Consider the following 19,413-nt stretch of genomic DNA (forward strand, 5'->3'; position numbering starts at 1 on the left):
TTTTTCATTTCACGCGGCCGGAACGATCGCCGCTCGCGAGCGAACGGCGCCTGGCCTGGGGCGCGAATCCACGCGAGGCCTCAGTGCCGCCGCGCCCACCACCAGCGATCGAAGCGCCGCGTGTAGTTCAGGTCGACGCCCTGGAAGGTGCCGCCATAGGCCGACACCGACCAGAAGCGCGACAGGTTGAGGGTCGCCTTGAAGGCATTGCTGGCCGACTGCAGGCCCTGCTCGTAGCCGAGCACGAAGCGCTCGTTGATCGCCTTCGAGAGCTGCACCACCTGCGGATCGGTCAGGCCCACGTCGCTGCGGCCGATGGTGAACTCGTCGAGGCCGACCGTCTGCGCCACGCGCTTGCCGGTGGCGCTGCCGAGCAGGGCCAGCGCGGTGGTCATGGTGTTCTGCTGGCCCAGGTTGTTGCCCTGGTCGGTGCCGTGCCCGAACAGCAGCCAGGACAGCTTCTCGTTGTCGGTCACGTTCGGCTCGGACACCAGCTTGGCGGTCGGCGACTGCACGGTGCCGGTGACCTGCACGCCGGCCTCGACCTCCTGGTTGCGGCGCATCGCGAGGATGTTGATGCCGGGGTTCGCGATCGGCCCGTTGAAGGTGAAGAAGCCGTTCTCGATCGACAGCTTGCGGCCGAAGGTCGAATAAGTGGAGCCCTCGGTCACGCGCACGTTGCCTACCGCGCGCAGCGGCGTGCCCGGCGCGCTCATCACGGTGATGGTGCCGCGCAGGCCGAGATCGGCGCCATGCCCCTTGAAGCGGAACTGGTTGCCCAGGTCGATATCGATATTGGCGCGCGGCCCGAGCGCCGGCGCCGGCTTCTCGGCGATCGACTTCGGCACGCCGGCCACGGTCTTGACCTCGCCCGGCACGGTGCCGTCCGGGCGCACGATCACCACGTCGTCGGACAGCGAGGGCGCCGAGGATTCCGGCAGGTCGAACAGCGCGCGATCGACCGTGAACTTGCCGTCGATGGCGAGCTGGCCGCGCGGGCCGTCGTTCTTCACGCTGGCGCTGCCCGACAGCGAGAGCTTGCGATCGGGCGAGGCGAACAGCTCGAGCTTGTCGGCCACCACGCTGGCGCTCAGGTCCGGCGCGTTGCCGTCCAGCCGCACGCGGCCCAGGGCGCGCAGCGTGCCGTCGGCGCCGTGGAACTCGACCTGCTGGAAGTCGACCAGGTTGTCGGTCAGCTTCACGCGCACGATGCCGTCCTTCAACTGCACGCCCTGGTCGACCACCGTCACCGAGAGATTGTCGCCGGTCAGCATGCCCGACAGGTCCGGCTTGGCCGGCGTGCCGGCCACGCTCAGCTTGAGCGCGGCACGCCCGTCGAACAGGTAGCTCGGCCCGAGCAGGCCGCCGGTGGTGCGCAGCGCCGGCAGGTCGACGTCGATCTTCCCCGACAGCGGGCCGTTCTCGGCCACGCCGATCACCCCGTCGCGCATCGCGAACGGGATGCCGAGCGTCGCGTCGGCGGTGCCGATCCGGCTCGCCTTGGCATGCACGGTGGCGTTGAGCCGGTTGCCCGCGCCGAATTCGGCGCGCGCCTCAAGGGCGGTGATGCCGAGCGAGGCGATCCCGCGCCCGGCCTCGATCGTCACGTCGCCGGCGCGGCGGCGGATCTGCACGTGACCGCTGGCGTTGGCCGCCAGCGTCAGGTCCCAGTCGCCGTCGAGCACGAGGTCGGTGCGCACCGGTGCGCGTTCGCCGGTCAGGAACTCGCGCACCTGCAGGGCGCGCGCGATCGACAGGTTGCTGAGCGTGCCGGCGGTGCGGATCGTGCCGTGGTCGAGCGCGAAGCTGCGCAGCGTGAGCACCGCGCCCTCGACGGTCAGCTTGCTGGCGCCCAGGATCACGCGATCGGCGCCGGCCGAAACCGTCAGCGGCGCGTCGAGCGAAACGGCCGGCGTGCCGCGATTGACCAGTTGCGAGACGGTGCCGTCCCAGCGGCTGCCGCCACCGGTCTCGACCAGGCCGCCCGCCGCGGCCAGTTGCAGGTTGATCACGCGCCCTTCGGCATTGCCGATCGCCGAGGCCTGCAGCGTATGTCGCGCGCGCGTGCCGGCCAGTTTCGCCTTGACCGATTTCAGGTCGAGCGAGCCCAGCGCCAGGTCGCTGGCATCGACCGTCAGCGACAGCGCGCCATTCGCGCCGTCGCGGATCTCGGCGCTGCCCTCGGCCGAGCCGATCCGGTTGCTGCCGACCACCACGCCGGTGGCTCGGTAGTCGGCCGCGACGTTCGGATGCGCGATGCTGCCGGTCACCTCGCCGTGCGCGGCGACCAGCCCTTGCAGGCCGAAGCCGAGCCGGTCGAGCTGCGGCGCGTCGATCGCGAAGCGCAGCCGGTCGCCCGGCGCGCCGAAGCTGCCGTTCAGCGAGACCTGGTTGCCCGCCACCGAGAGTTCGGCCGTGCTCGGCAACAGGCGCGTGCCGGCCACCTGCACGGTGCCCTGCCCCGTCATCGGCACGCCGTCGTAGACGCTGTCGCCGAGCCGGAACTGCAGTTTCGTGGTGAGGGCCGGCGCGAGCGCGCCGCTCGCCGTGAGCGTGCCGTTGACGCGCGCATCGACGGGCCGGCCCGCGCGGGACGGCGCGGCGGCGGTCCGGGTCGCGCTTGCCGTCGCGGTCTTCGCGGTGGCGGTCGCGCCGCGCTTCGCGTTGGCCGTCGCGGCGGCCCGGCCCTTGCCGCCCGCCCCGCCCTTCGGGGGGGCCGAGCTACCCGGGTTCAGCGTCGAGAAGGCCAGCGGATTGAAGTCGACCAGGTTCGCCTTGAACTGGTAGCTCGAATTCTTGTCGTGCTTGAGCACGCCGCTCAGGTCGACGCGTCCCTTGCCCGCCGACACGCGCGCGCGCTGGATGGTGGTGGCGTTCGCGTCGGTGGTGAGGTCGGCGCTCAGGCCCAGCGCGAGCTTCGGATCGCTCAGCTCGACCGTGGCGCGCTGCGAGCCGCCGTCGAGCGTGACGGCGACCGGGCCGCCGAGCCGCATCGGCCGCACCGCGCTGGAGAACAGCGTCGGGTCGAGATTCGCCAGCTTCAGGTCGAAGCGGCCGCGCGAGGCGGCCAGCGCGCCGCCGCCCGTCACGCTGCCCTCGCGCAGCATGCGCATCACGAAATCGTCGATGCGCTGCGTGTGGGCATCCAGGCGCAGCCTGGCGTGGATGTCGACCAGCGGGATCTTGCCTTCGGCCAGCGTGCCGGGCGCCGCATTGACCACCGACAGCGTGCCGGCCACCACCAGCGGTGGCTTGCCCGCGGCGGCGCCGTGCTGCGCAACGGACGCGGAAGACGCGGCAGCGGCCGAGCCGGCGCTCGCGGCGGAAGCCGGGGACGCTGCCGCGAGTTGACTGCGCGATGCGGCCGTCGACGACGACGCAGCGGAAGCCGCAGCCGCCGCCACTTGGCTAGCCGAGGCAGCCGTCGCCGAGGAAGCCGACGAAGCCGACGAAGCCGCGAGCGCGGCCAGCGCGCGCCCCGAGACGCTGTCGTCCTGGGCCGCCAACTCGCCGGCCGGCGCCAGCGCGGCGCGCACCGCCAGGTCGGCCTGCGGCGCGCCCGGCGCGAGCGCGCGCGGATTGACGTGATCGAAGGCCAGCGTGGCGCGCGTGAGCGGCACCGCGCCGAACGGCGCGGCCTCCACATGGGCGCGCCCGGCCAGCTTCATCCCGGAAGCGTCGAGGTCGAGCACCAGCGCCTCGAGCGAGCCCGACAGCGTGGCATGCGCGTCGACCTGCTCGTTCGACACCTTGCCCGAATAACCGGCCGTGCCGGCGATCGCGAACGGGCGCGCGCCGTCGAGCCGCACATCGGCCGTCAGCGCGCCGAACGGCGTATCGAGCCGCTCCAGCGTGAGCGCGTGATGGCGTCGATCGCTCTGGCCGTGCGCGAGCAGTTTCGTCAGCTCGGTGGTCGAGCCCGCCTCGTGGATGCGCAGCGTATCGAAGCGCAGCTCGCGCAGCGTCAGTTGCAACGGAAGATCGAGATTCTCCGGCAGCGTGGTGGGCGTGGTCTCGGACGGCGACGGCACGACCGTCACGTCGATGGTGCCGGCGCGCAGGTAGTCGAGCGTGAAGCGCAGCGGCGCGCGCGTGAGCGCCCAGCGCCCTTCCACATGGTCGATCCGCACCTCGGTGCCCTTGCCGCCGGGGGGAACCCAGGCCAGCTTCGAGATCCTCACGCCCTCGGCCAGCGAACCGCCCTCCAGCGTGCCCGAGAGCCGCCCGCCCAACACCGCCACGGCCGCCTGCCAGGCCAGCCGCGTGCCGCGCTCGGTCATCACCGCCGCGGCCAGCGCGCCGGCCAGCAGCACCACCACCAGCAGCAGCACGCCGGCGCTCCAGGCCAGCGCGCGGCCGAGCCGGCGCGGCCGGCGCGGCGGCGGCTGGCGGGGCTCGTCTCGCGGCGGCGGCGCGTCGTTCGGCGGTGGCGGGGAATCGTGCTTGGTCATGCTGGAATCCGGAAAACCCTCGTCAGAATGCGATGCCGAGCGTCAGGTAGGGACGCACGCTGCGATTGCGCAGGCCATAGGCGAGGTCGACATTGACCGGCCCGACCGGGCTGCGCCAGCGCGCGCCGAGCCCGACGCCCGGATAGAACACCCGCTCGCCCCAGGCATCGGTGGCGGTGCCGACATCGAAGAAGGTCGCCGCGCCCCAGTCGTGGTTGAACCAGTGCTGGTATTCGGCGGTGCCCGTCATCAGGTACTTGGTCGGCAGCACCGAGCCGTCCACGCTGTTGCCGATGCTCTGGTAGCCGTAGCCGCGCACCGAGTTCGAGCCGCCCGCGCGGAACAGCAGCGAGGCCGGGATGCCGGCCGAGCCGCCGCTGGTGAACACGCCGCCCAGCTCGGCACGGAAGAAGATCAGGTCGCGCTTGCCGATCGGGATGTACTGCTGGCCGCGCGCGTAACCGCGGATGAAGCTCTGGTCGGTCAGCACGCCCTTCACGGCGAAGCCGGCCTCGGCGTGGATCAGGTTGCCCGAGCGCGGGAACAGCGGATCGTCGACGTTGCGCCGCGTCCAGGACCATTGCGGCACCAGCGCGCGGCTGGTGGTCGGGCCGGCGCCGTTCTGGTCCAGCCGGTCCTGGTAGAACATGATCGAGTAGGAATAGTCGATGTTCTGGCTGGTCTTGGTGCGCTGCAGGCCCAGGCGCGCGCTGTAGATGCGCACGTCCGACACGTTGGTGTTGGTGTACGAGGCCAGCGCGCTGTTGGTCCAGCCGTGCGGGCTCGGCGGCATCGAGAGCTGGACCTGCCCGTATTGCTGGATCTGGTCGATGCGCCCCGACACCTGCAGCGGCCAGGCCGCGCCGAAGGTGTCGAGATAGGTATAGGAGCCCTGGACATGCGGCCCGGTATCGGTCGCGTAGCCGACCCCGCCGCGCACGCTGTTGTAGGGATACTCGCTGACCTTCACGTGGACCGGCGTGTCCTCGGGCTTGCTGGTGTCGTCGCCGACGTCGATCGCCACGCTCGCGTAATACGGCGTGTTCTGCAACTGGCGCTGCAGCTCGTTGATGCGCTGCACGTCGTAGATCTCGCCCACGCCGAGCGGGTTGACGTTGGTGACGATCTTCTCGGGATAACGCCGCACGCCCGACACGTCGAGCGCGCCCATCGTGAAGGTCGGCCCGCTGTCGAAGCTCACCGCGAGCTTCGCGGTGCGCGTGCGCGGATCGATGCGCGCCTGCGAGCTGACGATCTTCGCGCCCAGGTAGCGATATGACTGCAGTTGCTTGAGCGCGGCATTCTTGGCGCCGTCCCAGCCCGACTGCGTGAAGGCATCGCCCTCGTGCAGCGAGAAGGCCAGCCGCGCCGCGGTTTCCTGCTTCGGGTCCTCGGTGCCGACGGGGCCCTTGAACTGCAGGTCGACGCCGGCCACGTCGGTCTGCGGGCCCGGGTCCACCTTGACCGTCACCGAACGCTTGCCGTCGCGGTTGCGCACGTCGGTCGAGACCACCGGCGAGAAATAACCCTCGGTGGCGGTCAGGTCGCGCACCTGCTGGGGCGTGGCGGTAATCAGGAACTCGAACTGGTCGTCGGAGATGTCGTCGCGCTTGGCGAAGCGCGAGACGTCGAGGTGCTGCTCGAGCAGCTTGCGCACCGAGCGCGGCGCGTCGATATCGACGCTGTACTTGGCCCAGGCCGGCAGCGCGATGCTGGCCGCCAGGCAGCCGCCCAGCGTCAGGCGGACCAGGCGCGGCAGCAACGGGAAGCGGGAAGACGGCGACGGCGCCTGGCCGGCGGAACTCGCCTGGCTGGCAGGCATCGCCTTGCTGGAAACGATCGCCTCGGCGCCCGGGATCGCCTTGCGGCGGGCACGACGCGCATCGGGTGGAATGGCCAGCCCTGTCAAATACCGCCCCCTCGGAAATTGATCGGATGAAAAAACCACATTTGACCACAGCGACATGGCGCCACAGAGGCCAAAGCTTGAAAGATCTTCAAAAGCACGCGTGCAGATACACACCGCGGGCATTCGACGCGCCTGAACGCCGGCTGTTCCCCGCGATGCGGTAAAATCCCGCCATCCCCAACCCGGGCGGCGGCGCCAAGCGCGCACCGGCCCGTCTCGAACGGAACCCACCATGTCGTACACGTCCGACGTCACGCAATTTCTGAACCAGCTCAAGCAACAGAAGCCGACGCTGGAAGACGAGCAGCGCAAGGGCCGCGCCCTGCTGTGGGACAAGCAGCCGATCGACCTCGACGAGCGTTCGGAGCAGCAGCAATCGCGCGTCAAGCAGACCTCCTACGTCTACTACCAGAACTTCTGATCCCGTGAGCGCCGCCGACGAGGCCGCCGCCCCGCCCGAGGACGCGCTCACCGCGCGTGCCGGCGCCGATTCGACGCCCGACACGGTGGACGGCGTCGCCGCCTTCGCGCGCCTGTACGGCGAGCCGCTGTTCAAGCTGCCGCAGGATCTCTACATCCCGCCCGACGCGCTCGAGGTCTTCCTGGAGACCTTCGAGGGCCCGCTGGACCTGCTGCTGTACCTGATCCGCAAGCAGAACTTCAACGTGCTCGACATCCCGATGGCCGAGGTCACCGCCCAGTACCTCGGCTACGTCGACCAGATCCGCGAGTCGAACCTGGAGCTGGCGGCCGAGTACCTGCTGATGGCGGCGATGCTCATCGAGATCAAGTCGCGCATGCTGCTGCCGGTCAAGAAGGCCGACACCGGCGAGGAAGCCGAGGATCCGCGCGCCGAGCTGGTGCGCCGCCTGCTCGAATACGAGCAGATGAAGCTGGCCGCGCAGCGGCTCGACCAACTGCCGCAGCTCGGCCGCGACTTCCTGCGCGCCGAGGTCTACATCGAGCAGAGCATCACCCCGCGCTTCCCGGACGTCGATTCCGACGACCTGCGCGCGGCCTGGGCCGACGTGCTCAAGCGCGCCAAGCTGGTTCAGCATCACAAGATCTCGCGCGAGGAGCTGTCGGTGCGCGAGCACATGAGCCTGATCCTGCGGCAGTTGCAGAACGTGCGCTTCATGGAGTTCGCCGAGCTGTTCGACACCTCGCGCGGCGTGCCGGTGGTGGTGGTCAACTTCATCGCCATGCTCGAGCTGGCGCGCGAATCGCTGATCGAGATCACCCAGCCCGAGCCCTTCGCGCCGATCTACGTGCGCCTGGCCTACCTGCCGGCCTGAGGCGGGCGCGCCAGGCCTCGCGCTGTTTCCTCCCGCGGCTTCCTCCCCTTTCGTCTCGAAGACGGGCCGGCACGGCCCCGTCTGTCCTGCCTTTCGCGCGGCGCGCCCGGATAAAAAGCGAACGATCGTGCGCTTATCGGTGCGCTTCAGCCGCAAATCCTCTACAATCGCCGACGCTCGCGCCCTGCCCGGCTCGCGGGCCAGCGAACCGTCCGACCACGAGGCCGCGCCCCGCGCGGCGGCAACGCGCGATGCGCGCGAGGAACCGCTCTACCGACCATGAAAGTCATCAGCACGATCCAGGAGCTGCGCGACCAGTTGCGCGGCCAGAACCGCACGGCCTTCGTGCCGACGATGGGCAACCTGCATGAAGGCCATCTGTCGCTGATGCGGCTCGCGCGCCAGCATGGCGACCCGGTGGTCGCGAGCATCTTCGTGAACCGGCTGCAGTTCGGCCCGAACGAGGATTTCGACAAGTACCCGCGCACGCTGCAGGACGACATCGAGAAGCTGCAGAGCGAAAACGTCTACGTGCTGTTCGCGCCGACCGAGCGCGACCTGTACCCGGAGCCGCAGGAATACCGCGTGCAGCCGCCCCACGACCTGGGCGACATCCTGGAGGGCGAGTTCCGCCCCGGCTTCTTCACCGGCGTGTGCACCGTGGTCACCAAGCTGATGGCCTGCGTGCAGCCGAAGGTGGCGGTGTTCGGCAAGAAGGATTACCAGCAGCTGATGATCGTGCGCCGCATGTGCCACCAGCTCGCGCTGCCGGTGGACATCGTGGCCGCCGAAACGGTGCGCAACGACGACGGCCTGGCGCTGTCCTCGCGCAACCGCTACCTGAGCGAGGCCGAGCGCGCCGAGGCGCCCGAGCTGGCGCGCGCGCTGCAGCGCGTGCGCGAGACGGTGCTCGGCGGCGAGCGCGACCTGGCCAAGGTCGAGACCGCGGCCCGCGAGGCGCTGGCCACGCGCGGCTGGCAGCCCGACTACATCGCGATCCGCCGCCGCGCCAACCTGGTCGCGCCGAGCGCCGAACAGCTCGAGGGCGGCGAGCCGCTGGTGGTGCTGGCCGCCGCCAAGCTCGGCGCCACGCGCCTCATCGACAACCTGGAAATCTGACGGCCCGCCGTCGCGCTTCCGCCTCACCGCATCAGGACACACCATGCAGCGCCACATGCTGAAATCGAAGATCCACCGCGCCACGGTCACGCACTGCGAGCTTCACTACGAAGGCTCCTGCGCGATCGACGAGGACCTGCTCGAAGCCTCGAACATCGTCGAGAACGAGCGGATCGACATCTGGAACATCAACAACGGCGAGCGTTTCTCGACCTACGCGATCAAGGGCGAGCGCGGCAGCGGCATGATCTCGCTGAACGGCTCGGCGGCGCGGCGCGCGCAGCTCGGCGACCTGGTGATCATCGCCGCGTTCGCGGTGGTCGACGAGGCCGACCTGAAGTCCGGCTGGAAGCCGGACCTGGTGTTCGTCGACGAGCACAACAGGATGAAGGGCAGCCGCGACCACGTGCCGACCCAGAGCTGGACCTGAGCGCCGCGCCGTTCGCGGCCGCCGGCAGCGGAAACCCGCCGTTCGCGAGAACGGCGGGTTTCGTTTTTGATGCCCCGCCCCAGGCTCAGTCGGCCTTGCCCGGCCTGGCCTGCGCCCAGTCGACGATCGACTGCCACTGCTCGAGATCCTTCTCGACGCGGCTGCGGGCGACATCCCACAAGGTCAGGCCGTGCGCGGCCACCTGCACGTAGTTCTGCGTGTCGCGCAGGTAGCCGAGCACCGGCAGCTCGAGCCCCTCGACGAAGCGCTGCAACTGCTCGGCCGAGCGCGTGCGCGCATCGACGCGCATGCCGACGATGCCGACCTGCACCGCCCCCTTGCGCACCGCCTTCTCGGCGGCCAGCCGCTCGAGGAATTGCTGGGTGGCGAGGATATCGAACATCGAGGGCTGGAGCGGCACGATCACCTTGTCGGCCAGGTCGAGCGCGAGGTCGAGCCGGTTGCCGTGCAGCCCGGCCGGCGTGTCGATCACCGCGTATTCGAGGCCGCGCGGCGGCTTGGCCGGCGCGTTCGGGTCGAGCGCCCAGGCCTCGATGACCGGCAGCGTGGCGGGCCGCAGCGCGAGCCAGCCGTGCGAGGACTGCTGCCGGTCCAGGTCGGCCAGCGCCACCCAGGCGCCCTGCGCCGCGAAATACCCGGCCAGATTGGTGGACAGCGTGCTCTTGCCGACGCCGCCCTTCGGATTTGCCACCACGATCACCGTCATGTACACCCCCGGAAAGCCGCGCGGCGCCGGTCGGCGGCGCCACGGAAAGTTGCGGATACAGGGAGCGATGATATCGGCAAAATGCCCCGCCCCGGAACGGGGCAGGCGCGATCACGGCCGGATGGGCGGGTATCGCCGCGTCGTGCCGGCTAGGGGGGCCCGGCTGGACGGATCGGTCGGCGGGAGAAACCGGGCCAGCGTCGTGGCCGGTGGCCGGAAGCGGGCCTGGCGCCGGGTTCCGGCCGTCGACGGCGCCGAGCCGGTGACAGCCGGAACCGGCGCCGGTGCGTGGCGGCGCGGCAGGCGCGGCCCGCTCAAAGGCCGCGTTGCGCGCAGGGGTATCGACGGCAGGAAACGGGCGGTGGCGATACCGCCGCGGCGATCGCCCGCCCCTCGTCGCCTGCTCAGGCCGCGCGCTGCACGCCGGCCTTGGCCGCCGCGCGGTTGCCGCCGAGCGCATAGGCGCCCGCGCCGACCAGCGCCTGCACCGCCAGCGCGGCCGCCCAGAAGGCCGGATATTCCCAGCCGCCATGCGGCGAATCGAAGCCGAAGCCGTTCGGGAAATGCGTGTGCACCACGCCGAGCATGAACACCAGCAGCACCAGGGAGACGACCCGGACCTGAATCCCGCCCAGCAGCGCGAGGCCGCCGACCAACTCCACGGCGATCGTCACATAGGCGAGCCAGCCCGGCAGGCCGATCGAGACGAAGAACTGCACGGTGCCCGGCAGGGTGAAGACGAAGAGCTTCTGGCCGACGTGGATCAGGTACAGCACGCCGAGCACCAAGCGCAGCAAGGTGGCGCCGAGTTCGGCGGAGCGATTCGGGTTCATGGCGGACTCCATCGAGAAAGGGAATGGAGCGAACTCTATTCGAAGCGTTTTCGCCGATAAATCTCCGGATCGGATTACATTACTTCCCAAAAAGAACGAATCGATCAGGCGAAACTGCCGAACATGCGTTCCAGATCGAGATGCGCGGCGAAGGTATCGGCAAGCCGCTCGATCGAGGCCTCGCGCAGCGCCGCCCAGTCGACCGCCTCGGCCCGGTCCAGCCCGGCCCATTCGAGCAGCGCGGCACAGGCGCCGGGCGCGTCGAACAGGCCATGCAGGTAGGTGGCCAGCATCTGCCCGTCCTCGGAGATGGCGCCGTCGGGCCGCTCGCCTTCCGGCCCGTCCAGCCGCAGCGCCGGCCGCGCCAGCGCCGGGCCCCGCGTCTCGCCCATGTGGATCTCGTAGCCGCTCACGGTCGCGCCGTCTCCCCAGCCGAGCCGCCCGCCCGCGTTGACCAGCGTCTTCTCGGGCCGCAGCTCGGTGTCGTAGTCGAGCAGGCCGAGCCCGGCCACGCGAGCCGGCGGCCCCTCGACACCATGCGGATCGTCGAGCCAGCGGCCCAGCATCTGCATGCCGCCGCAGATCCCGATCAGCTTGCCGCCGTAGCGCAGGTGGCGCTGGATCGCGCGATCCCAGCCATTGGCGCGCAGCCATTCGAGATCGCGCTGCACGCTCTTCGAGCCGGGCAGGATCACCAGGTCGGCGGGGGGGATCGGGCCGCTCTTCCAGTAAGAGAAATCGACGCGCGGATGCGCGCGCAGCGCGTCGTAGTCGGTGTGGTTGCTGATGCGCGGCACGGCCGGCACGACCACCCGCAGCACGCCGGCCGCGCGATCGCTGGCCTCGGTGCGCGCCAGGCTCGGCAGCATGTCCTCGGCGTCGAGCGCGAGTCCGTGCAGGTAGGGCAGCACGCCGAGCACCGGCTTGCCGGTTTGCGCCTCCAGCCAGTCGAGGCCGGGTTTCAGCAAGGCCGGATCGCCGCGGAAGCGGTTGATCACGAAGCCGCGCACGCGCACGCGCTCGCTCGGCGACAGGCAGGCCAGCGTGCCGAGCAGGTGCGCGAACACGCCGCCGCGATCGATGTCGGCGACCAGCACCACCGGGCAGTCGACATGCTCGGCGAAACCCATGTTGGCGATGTCGCCCTCGCGCAGGTTGATCTCGGCCGGGCTGCCGGCGCCCTCGACGATCACCGCGTCGTAGGCGGCGCGCAAGCGTTCGTAGGATTGCAGCACGGCCTCGAAGGCCACCGGCTTGTAGGCGTGATAGGCCCGCGCATCGAGATTGCCGCGCGCGTGGCCGTGGATGATGACCTGCGCGCCGCGATCGCTGTTCGGCTTGAGCAGCACCGGGTTCAGGTCGGTATGCGCGGGGATGCCGGCGGCGATCGCCTGCAGCGCCTGGGCGCGGCCGATCTCGCCGCCGTCGATGGTCACCGCGCTGTTGAGCGCCATGTTCTGCGGCTTGAAGGGCGCCACGCGCGCGCCCGCGCGCCGCGCCAGCCGGCACAGCCCGGCCACCACGGTGCTCTTGCCGGCGTCGGAGGTGGTGCCCTGGATCATCAGCGTGCCGCGCAGCGAGGGCAGGCGATCGGAAACGGTCATGGTGCGGGCCATCGGGCTGTATGGGGAAGGCCGCATTATCGCGCGCGCCGTTACAATCACGCGATGACTTCGCACCACCTCACCTTCGTGCTCGGCGGCGCCCGCTCGGGCAAGAGCGCGCATGCCGAACGGCTGGCCGCCGCGAGCGGCCACGCCGTCACCTATGTCGCCACCGCGCGCGTGGTCGGCGACGCCGAATTCGATCGCCGCATCGCCCATCATCGCGCGCGCCGCCCGGCCGACTGGGCCCTGGTCGAGGCGCCCGAGGCGCTGGCCGAGGCGATCGCCGCGCTCGACGATCCCGCCGCCTGCGTGCTGGTCGACTGCCTGACGCTGTGGCTCGCCGGCCTGCTCTGCCCGCCCGACGGCGCGGCCGTCGACGAGGCCACGCTCGCCGCGCGCGTGGCGACGCTGGAAGACGCGCTGCGCGCCTCGCGGGCCCAGGTGATCGTGGTCAGTAACGAGATCGGCCTGGGCGTGATCCCGCTCGGCGCCGAGACGCGTCGCTACGTCGACGAACTGGGCCGGCTCAACCAACGCATCGCAGCGCTGGCCACCCACGTCACGCTGGTGGTGGCGGGCCTGCCGATGCGCGTGAAAGCGCCCGGAGAACCGGCATGCTGATGCTGTCACTGCCGGCGGTGGCGATCCTCGCGGTCGCGGCCTTCCTGGTCGACTGGCGCTTCGGCGAGCCGCGCCGCGGCCATCCCCTGGTCGCCTTCGGGCGCCTGGCCCAGGCCATCGAGGCGCGCCTGAACCACGGCCGGCTGGGCCGGCCGATCGGCGTGGCGGCCTGGTGCCTGGCGGTGCTGCCGCCGGTGCTGGCGGCCCTGCTGCTGCTCGCCCTGCTGCCCTGGCCGCTGGCCGCCGCCGTGCATGTCGCCCTGCTGTGGTTCGCGCTCGGCGCCAAGAGCCTGGCCGAGCATATCGCGCCGATCGGCGCCGCCCTCGCTCGCGGCGATCTCGCCGAGGCCCGCACGCTGACCGCGCGCATCGTCTCGCGCGACACGCGCGAGGCCGATGCCTCGGCGCTGTCGCGCGCGGCGGTCGAATCGGCACTGGAGAACGGCAACGACGCGATCTTCGGCGCGCTGTTCTGGTTCGCCATCGCGGGCGGCCCCGGCGCGCTGATGTTCCGGCTCGCCAACACGCTCGACGCGATGTGGGGCTATCGCACGCCGCGCCTGCTGCGCTTCGGCTGGGCCGCGGCGCGCATCGACGATGCGCTGAACTGGGTGCCGGCGCGGCTCACGGCCGCCAGCTACGCCCTGCTGGGCGACACCGCTAACGCCTGGCGCTGCTGGCGCAGCCAGGCGCGCCAATGGGACAGCCCCAATGCCGGGCCGGTGATGGCCGCCGGCGCCGGCAGCCTCAACGTGGTGCTGGGCGGCCCGGCCGTCTATCACGGCGAACTCGAGACGCGTCCCACGCTCGGCGCCGGCGAGCCGGCCTCGCCCGCCCACGTGCGCGCGGCGCTCTCGCTGGTGGCACGCACCTCGATCCTCTGGCTCGCGCTGCTGCTGGCCGGCGCCGCGCTCTCGGTCGCCACCCGGCATGGCTGAGGCCCCGGCCCGCCGCCGGCCTCGCGCCGCGGCCCGCGCCACGTCCATCCCCTTTCCTCGATTCCGCGCGGCGGGCGATGTCGATCGCCCCGCCCGACCCGCCCCATGACCGACTCCGCTATCCATCCTCCCGCCATCACGCACGGCGGCAATCCGCACGACGCCGCGCAGCGCTATGGCATCCCGCTCGCACGCTGGCTCGATCTCTCGACCGGCATCAACCCGATCGGTTACCCGGTGCCGCCGATGCCGGCCGAGGCCTGGCGCCGGCTGCCCGGCGACGAGGCACCGCTGGCCGCGCTGGCCGCGCGCTACTACGGCGCGCCCGACGCCGCGCACGTGCTGGCGGTGGCCGGCAGCCAGGCCGCGATCCGCGCGCTGCCCGCGCTGCTCGAGCCCGGCATCGCCGGCGTCGCGCCGCTGGCCTACAGCGAATACGCGCCGGCCTTCCTGCGCCACGGCCACACGCTGGCGACGCTCGATGCCGACGCGACCCTGCTGCCGCCATCGATGCGTTACGTGATCGTCGGCAATCCCAACAATCCGACCGCCGAGCGCCTCACGCGCGAGCGCCTGCTGGGCTGGCACGCGCAACTGGCCGCGCGCGGCGGCGCCCTGATCGTCGACGAGGCCTTCGCCGATACCAGCGGCGAGGATACGCTGGCCGCCGATGCCGGCCGCGACGGCCTGTTCGTGCTGCGCTCGATCGGCAAGTTCTTCGGACTGGCCGGCGTGCGCGCCGGCTTCGTGCTGGCCGCGCCGCTGCCGCTCGCGCGGCTGCGCGCCGAGCTCGGTGCCTGGACCGTCAGCGGCCCGGCGCGGCACGCCGTGTCGGCCGCGCTGGCCGACCGGGGCTGGCAGAAGGCCACGCGCGAGCGCCTGGCGGCCGACGGCGAGCGGCTCGCGGAACTGCTGCGCCTGCACGGCTTCGCGGTGCGCGCCACCCCGCTGTTCTGCTGGACCGACGATCCGCGCGCCTGGGCGCTGCATGAGGCGCTCGCCACTCAAGGCGTCTGGACGCGTTTCTTCGCGCAGGCGCCGAGCCTGCGGATCGGCTTGCCGGGGATCGAGGAGGAATGGCTGCGGCTCGAGGATGCGCTGGACCATTACGCGGCTACCGCCGCGTACGGCGCAGCCGGGCGCTGATCGATGCGCGCGCAAGCCATGCTTGGTCGAAGCTTCGCTGGCGGGCTGCTCGCGGCGCTGCTTGCCGTGCCGCTCGTCGCGCCGGTTGCCGCCGCGGCTGCCTCGGTCGCCTCGGCAAGCTCGCCGGCAGCCGCATCGGCAGCCGCGACGAACGCCATCACCGTCATCGACGACGTCGGCCGAACCGTCACCTTGCCCGCGCCGGCCAGGCGCGTGATCAGCGTCGCGCCGCACGCCACCGAGCTGCTTTATGCAGCGGGCGGCGGCGCCGCGATGGTCGGCGCGGTGTCCTATAGCGACTACCCCGAAGCGGCGCGCGCGCTGCCGCGCGTCGGCGACAACCGCTCGCTCGACCTGGAGCGCATCGTCGCGCTCAAGCCGGACCTGATCGTGGTCTGGCGTCACGGCAACGCCGACCGACAGACCGCGCAGTTGGCGGCGCTCGGCATCCCGCTCTACTTCAGCGAACCGAAACGGCTCGACGACGTGGCCGTCTCGCTCGACAAGCTCGGCCGGTTGCTCGGCACGCGCGAGCAGGCCGACCGGGCCGCCGCCGACTACCGGCAGCGCATCGCGGCGCTGCGCGCGCGTTATTCGGCCAGGCCGCCGGTCACCGTGTTCCTGCAGATCTGGGACCGGCCGCTGACCACCTTGAACGGCGCGCAGATCGTCAGCGACGTGCTCAGGCTGTGCGGCGGCCGCAACGTGTTCGCGGCGCTGCAGCCGGTCGCACCGACCGTCAGCGACGAGGCCGTGCTGGCCGCCGATCCCGAGGCGATCGTCGCCACCGCGCAAGGCGCCACCGCCAGCGACGCGAGCCTGCCGAGCCTCGATCGCTGGCGCCGCTGGCCGTCGCTGGCGGCGGTCGCGCGCGGCAACCTGTTCGCGGTCGACGGCGATTGGCTGACACGGCCGACGACGCGGCTCGCGCTCGGCGCGGAACAGGTCTGTCGGGATCTGGAAACGGCGCGCGAGCGGCGCCGCTGAAAACGGCACGGGGCGCTCAGCCGAGCGTCTCGTCCCACTGAATCAGTTGCCAGCCGCGCGCATCGCGCGAGAAGCGCACCAGGCCGCCATAGGCGATCGCGCGCGTGAGCAGGCTGTCGAGCGGCACGTCGAGCCACAGCGAGGCCAGCGCGCGGATCACGCCGGCATGGGTGACGAGGATCGCGTTCGCGTCCTCGGGCAGCGACGCGGCGAACGGCAGCGCGAACGACTCCACGCGCGCCACGAACTGCGCGGCGCTCTCGCCGCCATGCTCGCGAGCGCCCATCAGGTCGGACTGCCAACGATCGAGCGCGGCCGCGCCGATCTCGTCCCAGCGCCGCATCTCCCAGGTACCGAAATCGATCTCGCGCAGGCGCGCGTCGAGCCGCACCGGACGCGCCGCGAGCACGCCGATCGCCTGCGCGACCGAGGCGCAGCGCTGCAGCGGGCTCGCCAGGATCGCCTTGGGCCAATCCACCTGCGCCGCGCGCAGCCGCGCCGCGATCGCGGCCGCCTCGACGGCTGCCTCGCCCGCAAGCGGCAGGTCGGACGCGCCGTAGCAGATACCGGCCTCGACGGCCGGCACAGGATGACGGATCAGGACGAGGTCCATCCGAGCACCGTGAGGTAGATCGCCAGCTCGGAAAGCTGCTGCGCGAAGCCGAGGCAGTCGCCGGTATAACCGCCAAGCCGACGCCGCAGGTAACGCGCCAGCAGCGCGCGCACCACCAGCAGCGCGGCCAGCGCCGCGAGGCCCGCGCGCCAGTCCGGCCAGAACAGCCAGGGCAGGCCGCACAGCGCCGCGAACCCGAAGGCACCCGCCGACATCCGCTGCGCGACCGGCCGCGCCTTGCCCTCCTCGCGCGCGTAGTCGAGCGTCATCAGCAGGCTGACCGCGGCGACGCGGCTCGCCGCATGCGCGGCCAGCAGGGTCCAGGCCGCGCGCAGCGGCGGCAGCGCCGCGAGCGCTTGCCACTTCAGGGCCAGCGCCAGCACCAGCGCGACCGCGCCGAAGCTGCCGATGCGCGAATCGCGCATGATGCGCAGCACGTCCTCGCGCGTGTAGCCGCCGCCGAAGCCGTCGCAGCTATCGGCGAGCCCGTCCTCGTGGAACGCGCCGGTGGCCACCAGGCTGGCGGCCATCGACAGCAGCACCGCCACGCCCGGCGGCCAGATGCGCGCGGCGAGCAGATACACGCCGGCGGCCAGCGCGCCCACGCAGACGCCGACCAGCGGGAAATAACGCGCCGCCTGATCGAGATCGCCGGCCGCGTAGCCGATGCGCCGCGGCACCGGCACGCGCGTGAAATAACCCAGCGCGACGAAGAAATAACGGCATTCGGATCGCCAGCGCATGCCTATTCCCGGCTCAGGCATCTTCGCGGTTCGCGACGCCGGCCGCCTCGAAGCTGGCCATCTCGTCGAGGAAAGCGGTGGCCGCGCGCAGCAGCGGCAGCGCGAGCGCGGCGCCGGTGCCCTCGCCCAGGCGCAGGTCGAGCGCGAGCAGCGGCGCCGCGCCGAAATGCTGGAGCATGCGGCGATGGCCGTTCTCGTCGGAGACATGCGAGAACACGCAGTAGTCGAGCACCGCCGGCTGCAGCGCGGCGGCCACCAGCAGCGCCGAGCTGGCGATGAAACCGTCAACCAGGATCGCCATGCGCGCCTGCGCGGCCGCCAGGAAGGCGCCCGTCATCATCGCGATCTCGAAGCCGCCGAAGGTGGCCAGCACCTCGAGCGGCGCCTGTGCCTCGGAATGGCGCGCCAGCGCCGCCTCGAGCACGGCGCGCTTGCGGGCCAGCCCCTGGTCGTCGAGGCCGGTGCCGCGCCCCACGCACTCAGCCAGCGGCAGGCCGACCAGGCGACTCATCAGGCAGGCCGCGGCCGAGGTATTGGCGATGCCCATCTCGCCGAAGCCGATCACCGTGGTGCCGAGCGCCGCATGATGCGCGACGCGCGCGGCACCGGCCGCCAGCGCCGCGTGCAGCTGCGCCTCGCTCATCGCCGGCTCCTGCGCGAAGTTGCGCGTGCCCGCCGCGACCGGCACCGCGATCAGCTGCGGCGAGGCCGGCAGCGGCGTGGCCACGCCCGCGTCGACGATCTCCAGCTCGCAGCCGGCCAGCTTCGAGAAGGCATTGATGGCCGCGCCGCCGGCCAGGAAGTTCGCCACCATCTGGGCGGTGACCGCCTGCGGATAAGGGCTCACGCCCTCGGCCGCGATGCCGTGGTCGGCCGCGAACACGATCGTCACCGGCCGCTCGATGCGCGGCCGGGTGCTGCGCTGGATCCGGCCCAGTTGCAGGGCGAGTGCTTCCAGCTTGCCGAGGCTGCCGGGCGGCTTGGTCTTGGTGTCGATCAGGTGCTGCAGCGTGGCGCTCAGCGTGTCGTCGAGCGCTTCGAGCTTCGGGACGGTATAGGTCGGGTTCATGCGGCGTTCTTCGGTTCGGTTGGAGGCTGGCGCGTCGGGCGCACAGGCTCGGGTGGGCGGGTCGACAGGTGGAGAGGATTCAGCGCGGCGGTGGTCGAGAAAGCGGCGGCGTGGCATGCGCGGGCCACATCGGCACCAGCGCCTCGTGGCCGTCGCGCTCGATCAGCACCAGTGGATAACCGAAGGCGGCGCTCGCCGCCTCGGCCGACAGCACCTCGCGCGCCGGGCCGGCCAGCGCGCCGCCGCGTCCGTCGAGCAGCAGCGCGTGCGTGGCGTAGCGCCGTGCGAGGTTCAGATCGTGACACGAAAAAATCACCGTGCGCGGCGCGGCGCGCAACCAGGCGAGCAGCGCGTCCAGGCAGGCAGCCTGGTGCTGCAGGTCCAGGTGCGCGAGCGGCTCGTCGAGCAGCAGCAGCGGCGCGTCCTGGCACAGCACGCCAGCCAGCGCCACGCGCTGGCGCTCGCCGCCCGACAAGGTGAGCACGTCGCGCGCCGCGAACTCGGCCAGGCCCAGCGCCGCCAGCGCGGCGCGCGCGGCGAGCCGGTCGGCCTCGCCTTCCCAGCCCCAGCCGCCCAGGTGCGGAAAGCGGTGCGCAAGCACGGTATCGAACACGCTCGCCGCGAAGGCGTCGTGCTGGGCTTGCGGCATCAGCGCGCGACGCCGCGCGAGTGCCGCGGCCGGCCAGCTTGCAAGCGGCAGGCCGTCGGCCTCGACCTGCCCGGCCGCCGGGGCGTCGAGACCCGCCAGCACCGAGATCAGCGTGGTCTTGCCGGCGCCGTTGGGGCCGGCGATGCACCACAGCTCGCCCGGCGCGAAGCGCAGCGACAGCGCCTCGACCAAAACCCGCGAGCCGGCCACGAGCCGCAGTTCGCGCACGCGCCAGTCGCCGCCAGCCGGCGTGGAAGACGGGGAGGAAGACATCGC

Annotated in this window: 17 protein-coding genes; 8 read left to right on the top strand and 9 right to left on the bottom strand. The window is 71.7% G+C overall.

The annotated features are described in order from the left end of the window. Positions 1 to 80 precede the first annotated feature (80 nt). On the bottom strand, positions 81 to 4,451 hold the full coding sequence (locus tag BM43_RS19940) for a translocation/assembly module TamB domain-containing protein (protein WP_036049570.1): 4,371 nt from the start codon (positions 4,449 to 4,451) through the stop codon (positions 81 to 83). 22 nt (positions 4,452 to 4,473) lie between these two features. Continuing rightward, positions 4,474 to 6,273, bottom strand: a complete 1,800-nt coding sequence (locus BM43_RS19945; RefSeq protein ID WP_036053033.1) for an autotransporter assembly complex protein TamA — start codon at positions 6,271 to 6,273, stop codon at positions 4,474 to 4,476. A 319-nt stretch (positions 6,274 to 6,592) separates the two neighbouring features. Here BM43_RS19945 and BM43_RS19950 point away from each other — a divergent pair, with 319 nt between their 5' ends. The 4 genes from BM43_RS19950 to panD all read left to right on the top strand — a co-directional run bounded on the left by BM43_RS19950 (position 6,593) and on the right by panD (position 9,204). After that, positions 6,593 to 6,781 (top strand): DUF3460 family protein, encoded by a 189-nt coding sequence (locus BM43_RS19950; protein ID WP_013699062.1) that lies wholly within the window; start codon positions 6,593 to 6,595, stop codon positions 6,779 to 6,781. A gap of 4 nt (positions 6,782 to 6,785) precedes the next feature. Then, the gene (locus BM43_RS19955; RefSeq protein ID WP_036049568.1) at positions 6,786 to 7,655 is read left to right on the top strand and encodes a segregation and condensation protein A; all 870 of its coding nucleotides are present in this window, start codon (positions 6,786 to 6,788) and stop codon (positions 7,653 to 7,655) included. 279 nt (positions 7,656 to 7,934) lie between these two features. Next, complete coding sequence (gene panC / locus BM43_RS19960) at positions 7,935 to 8,774, top strand: pantoate--beta-alanine ligase (RefSeq protein ID WP_013699064.1); 840 nt, start codon at positions 7,935 to 7,937, stop codon at positions 8,772 to 8,774. 43 nt (positions 8,775 to 8,817) lie between these two features. Beyond that, complete coding sequence (panD, locus tag BM43_RS19965; RefSeq protein ID WP_036049566.1) at positions 8,818 to 9,204, top strand: aspartate 1-decarboxylase; 387 nt, start codon at positions 8,818 to 8,820, stop codon at positions 9,202 to 9,204. An 85-nt stretch (positions 9,205 to 9,289) separates the two neighbouring features. Here panD and BM43_RS19970 read toward each other — a convergent pair whose 3' ends face one another. From BM43_RS19970 to BM43_RS19980, 3 genes are all read right to left on the bottom strand, one after another. Then, positions 9,290 to 9,931 (bottom strand): ParA family protein, encoded by a 642-nt coding sequence (locus tag BM43_RS19970; protein WP_017921374.1) that lies wholly within the window; start codon positions 9,929 to 9,931, stop codon positions 9,290 to 9,292. A gap of 404 nt (positions 9,932 to 10,335) precedes the next feature. After that, complete coding sequence (locus BM43_RS19975; protein ID WP_013699067.1) at positions 10,336 to 10,764, bottom strand: DoxX family protein; 429 nt, start codon at positions 10,762 to 10,764, stop codon at positions 10,336 to 10,338. Between the two features lie 104 nt (positions 10,765 to 10,868). Further along, positions 10,869 to 12,368, bottom strand: a complete 1,500-nt coding sequence (locus BM43_RS19980) for a cobyric acid synthase (protein WP_230676253.1) — start codon at positions 12,366 to 12,368, stop codon at positions 10,869 to 10,871. Positions 12,369 to 12,431: 63 nt separating this feature from the next. Here BM43_RS19980 and cobU point away from each other — a divergent pair, with 63 nt between their 5' ends. The 4 genes from cobU to BM43_RS20000 all read left to right on the top strand — a co-directional run bounded on the left by cobU (position 12,432) and on the right by BM43_RS20000 (position 16,063). Then, positions 12,432 to 12,992 (top strand): bifunctional adenosylcobinamide kinase/adenosylcobinamide-phosphate guanylyltransferase, encoded by a 561-nt coding sequence (gene cobU / locus BM43_RS19985; RefSeq protein WP_036049563.1) that lies wholly within the window; start codon positions 12,432 to 12,434, stop codon positions 12,990 to 12,992. Then, positions 12,986 to 13,930 carry an adenosylcobinamide-phosphate synthase CbiB gene (gene cbiB, locus BM43_RS19990; RefSeq protein ID WP_013699070.1) on the top strand — a complete coding sequence of 315 codons (945 nt, stop codon included), beginning with the start codon at positions 12,986 to 12,988 and terminating at the stop codon, positions 13,928 to 13,930. The genes cobU and cbiB overlap by 7 nt, the downstream gene beginning before the upstream one ends. A gap of 105 nt (positions 13,931 to 14,035) precedes the next feature. Next, a complete protein-coding gene (gene cobD / locus BM43_RS19995; protein ID WP_036049562.1) occupies positions 14,036 to 15,076 on the top strand; it encodes a threonine-phosphate decarboxylase CobD in 1,041 nt (346 codons plus the stop codon). Between the two features lie 18 nt (positions 15,077 to 15,094). Continuing rightward, the gene (locus tag BM43_RS20000) at positions 15,095 to 16,063 is read left to right on the top strand and encodes a cobalamin-binding protein (protein WP_230676252.1); all 969 of its coding nucleotides are present in this window, start codon (positions 15,095 to 15,097) and stop codon (positions 16,061 to 16,063) included. Between the two features lie 16 nt (positions 16,064 to 16,079). On the opposite strand, the gene cobC is transcribed toward BM43_RS20000, so the two are convergent. The 4 genes from cobC to BM43_RS20020 all read right to left on the bottom strand — a co-directional run bounded on the left by cobC (position 16,080) and on the right by BM43_RS20020 (position 19,410). Continuing rightward, a complete protein-coding gene (gene cobC / locus BM43_RS20005; RefSeq protein WP_036049559.1) occupies positions 16,080 to 16,676 on the bottom strand; it encodes an alpha-ribazole phosphatase in 597 nt (198 codons plus the stop codon). Further along, on the bottom strand, positions 16,661 to 17,419 hold the full coding sequence (locus BM43_RS20010; RefSeq protein WP_036049556.1) for an adenosylcobinamide-GDP ribazoletransferase: 759 nt from the start codon (positions 17,417 to 17,419) through the stop codon (positions 16,661 to 16,663). Before BM43_RS20010 ends, cobC begins: the two co-directional genes overlap by 16 nt. A 13-nt stretch (positions 17,420 to 17,432) precedes the next feature. After that, positions 17,433 to 18,488 carry a nicotinate-nucleotide--dimethylbenzimidazole phosphoribosyltransferase gene (gene cobT / locus BM43_RS20015; RefSeq protein WP_036049553.1) on the bottom strand — a complete coding sequence of 352 codons (1,056 nt, stop codon included), beginning with the start codon at positions 18,486 to 18,488 and terminating at the stop codon, positions 17,433 to 17,435. Between the two features lie 79 nt (positions 18,489 to 18,567). Further along, positions 18,568 to 19,410, bottom strand: coding sequence for an ABC transporter ATP-binding protein (locus BM43_RS20020; RefSeq protein ID WP_036053029.1), 843 nt, complete (start codon positions 19,408 to 19,410; stop codon positions 18,568 to 18,570). Positions 19,411 to 19,413 lie beyond the last annotated feature (3 nt).

Origin of the sequence: Burkholderia gladioli (assembly GCF_000959725.1) — a bacterium.
In the GTDB taxonomy this organism is placed as follows: Bacteria; Pseudomonadota; Gammaproteobacteria; order Burkholderiales; family Burkholderiaceae; genus Burkholderia; species Burkholderia gladioli.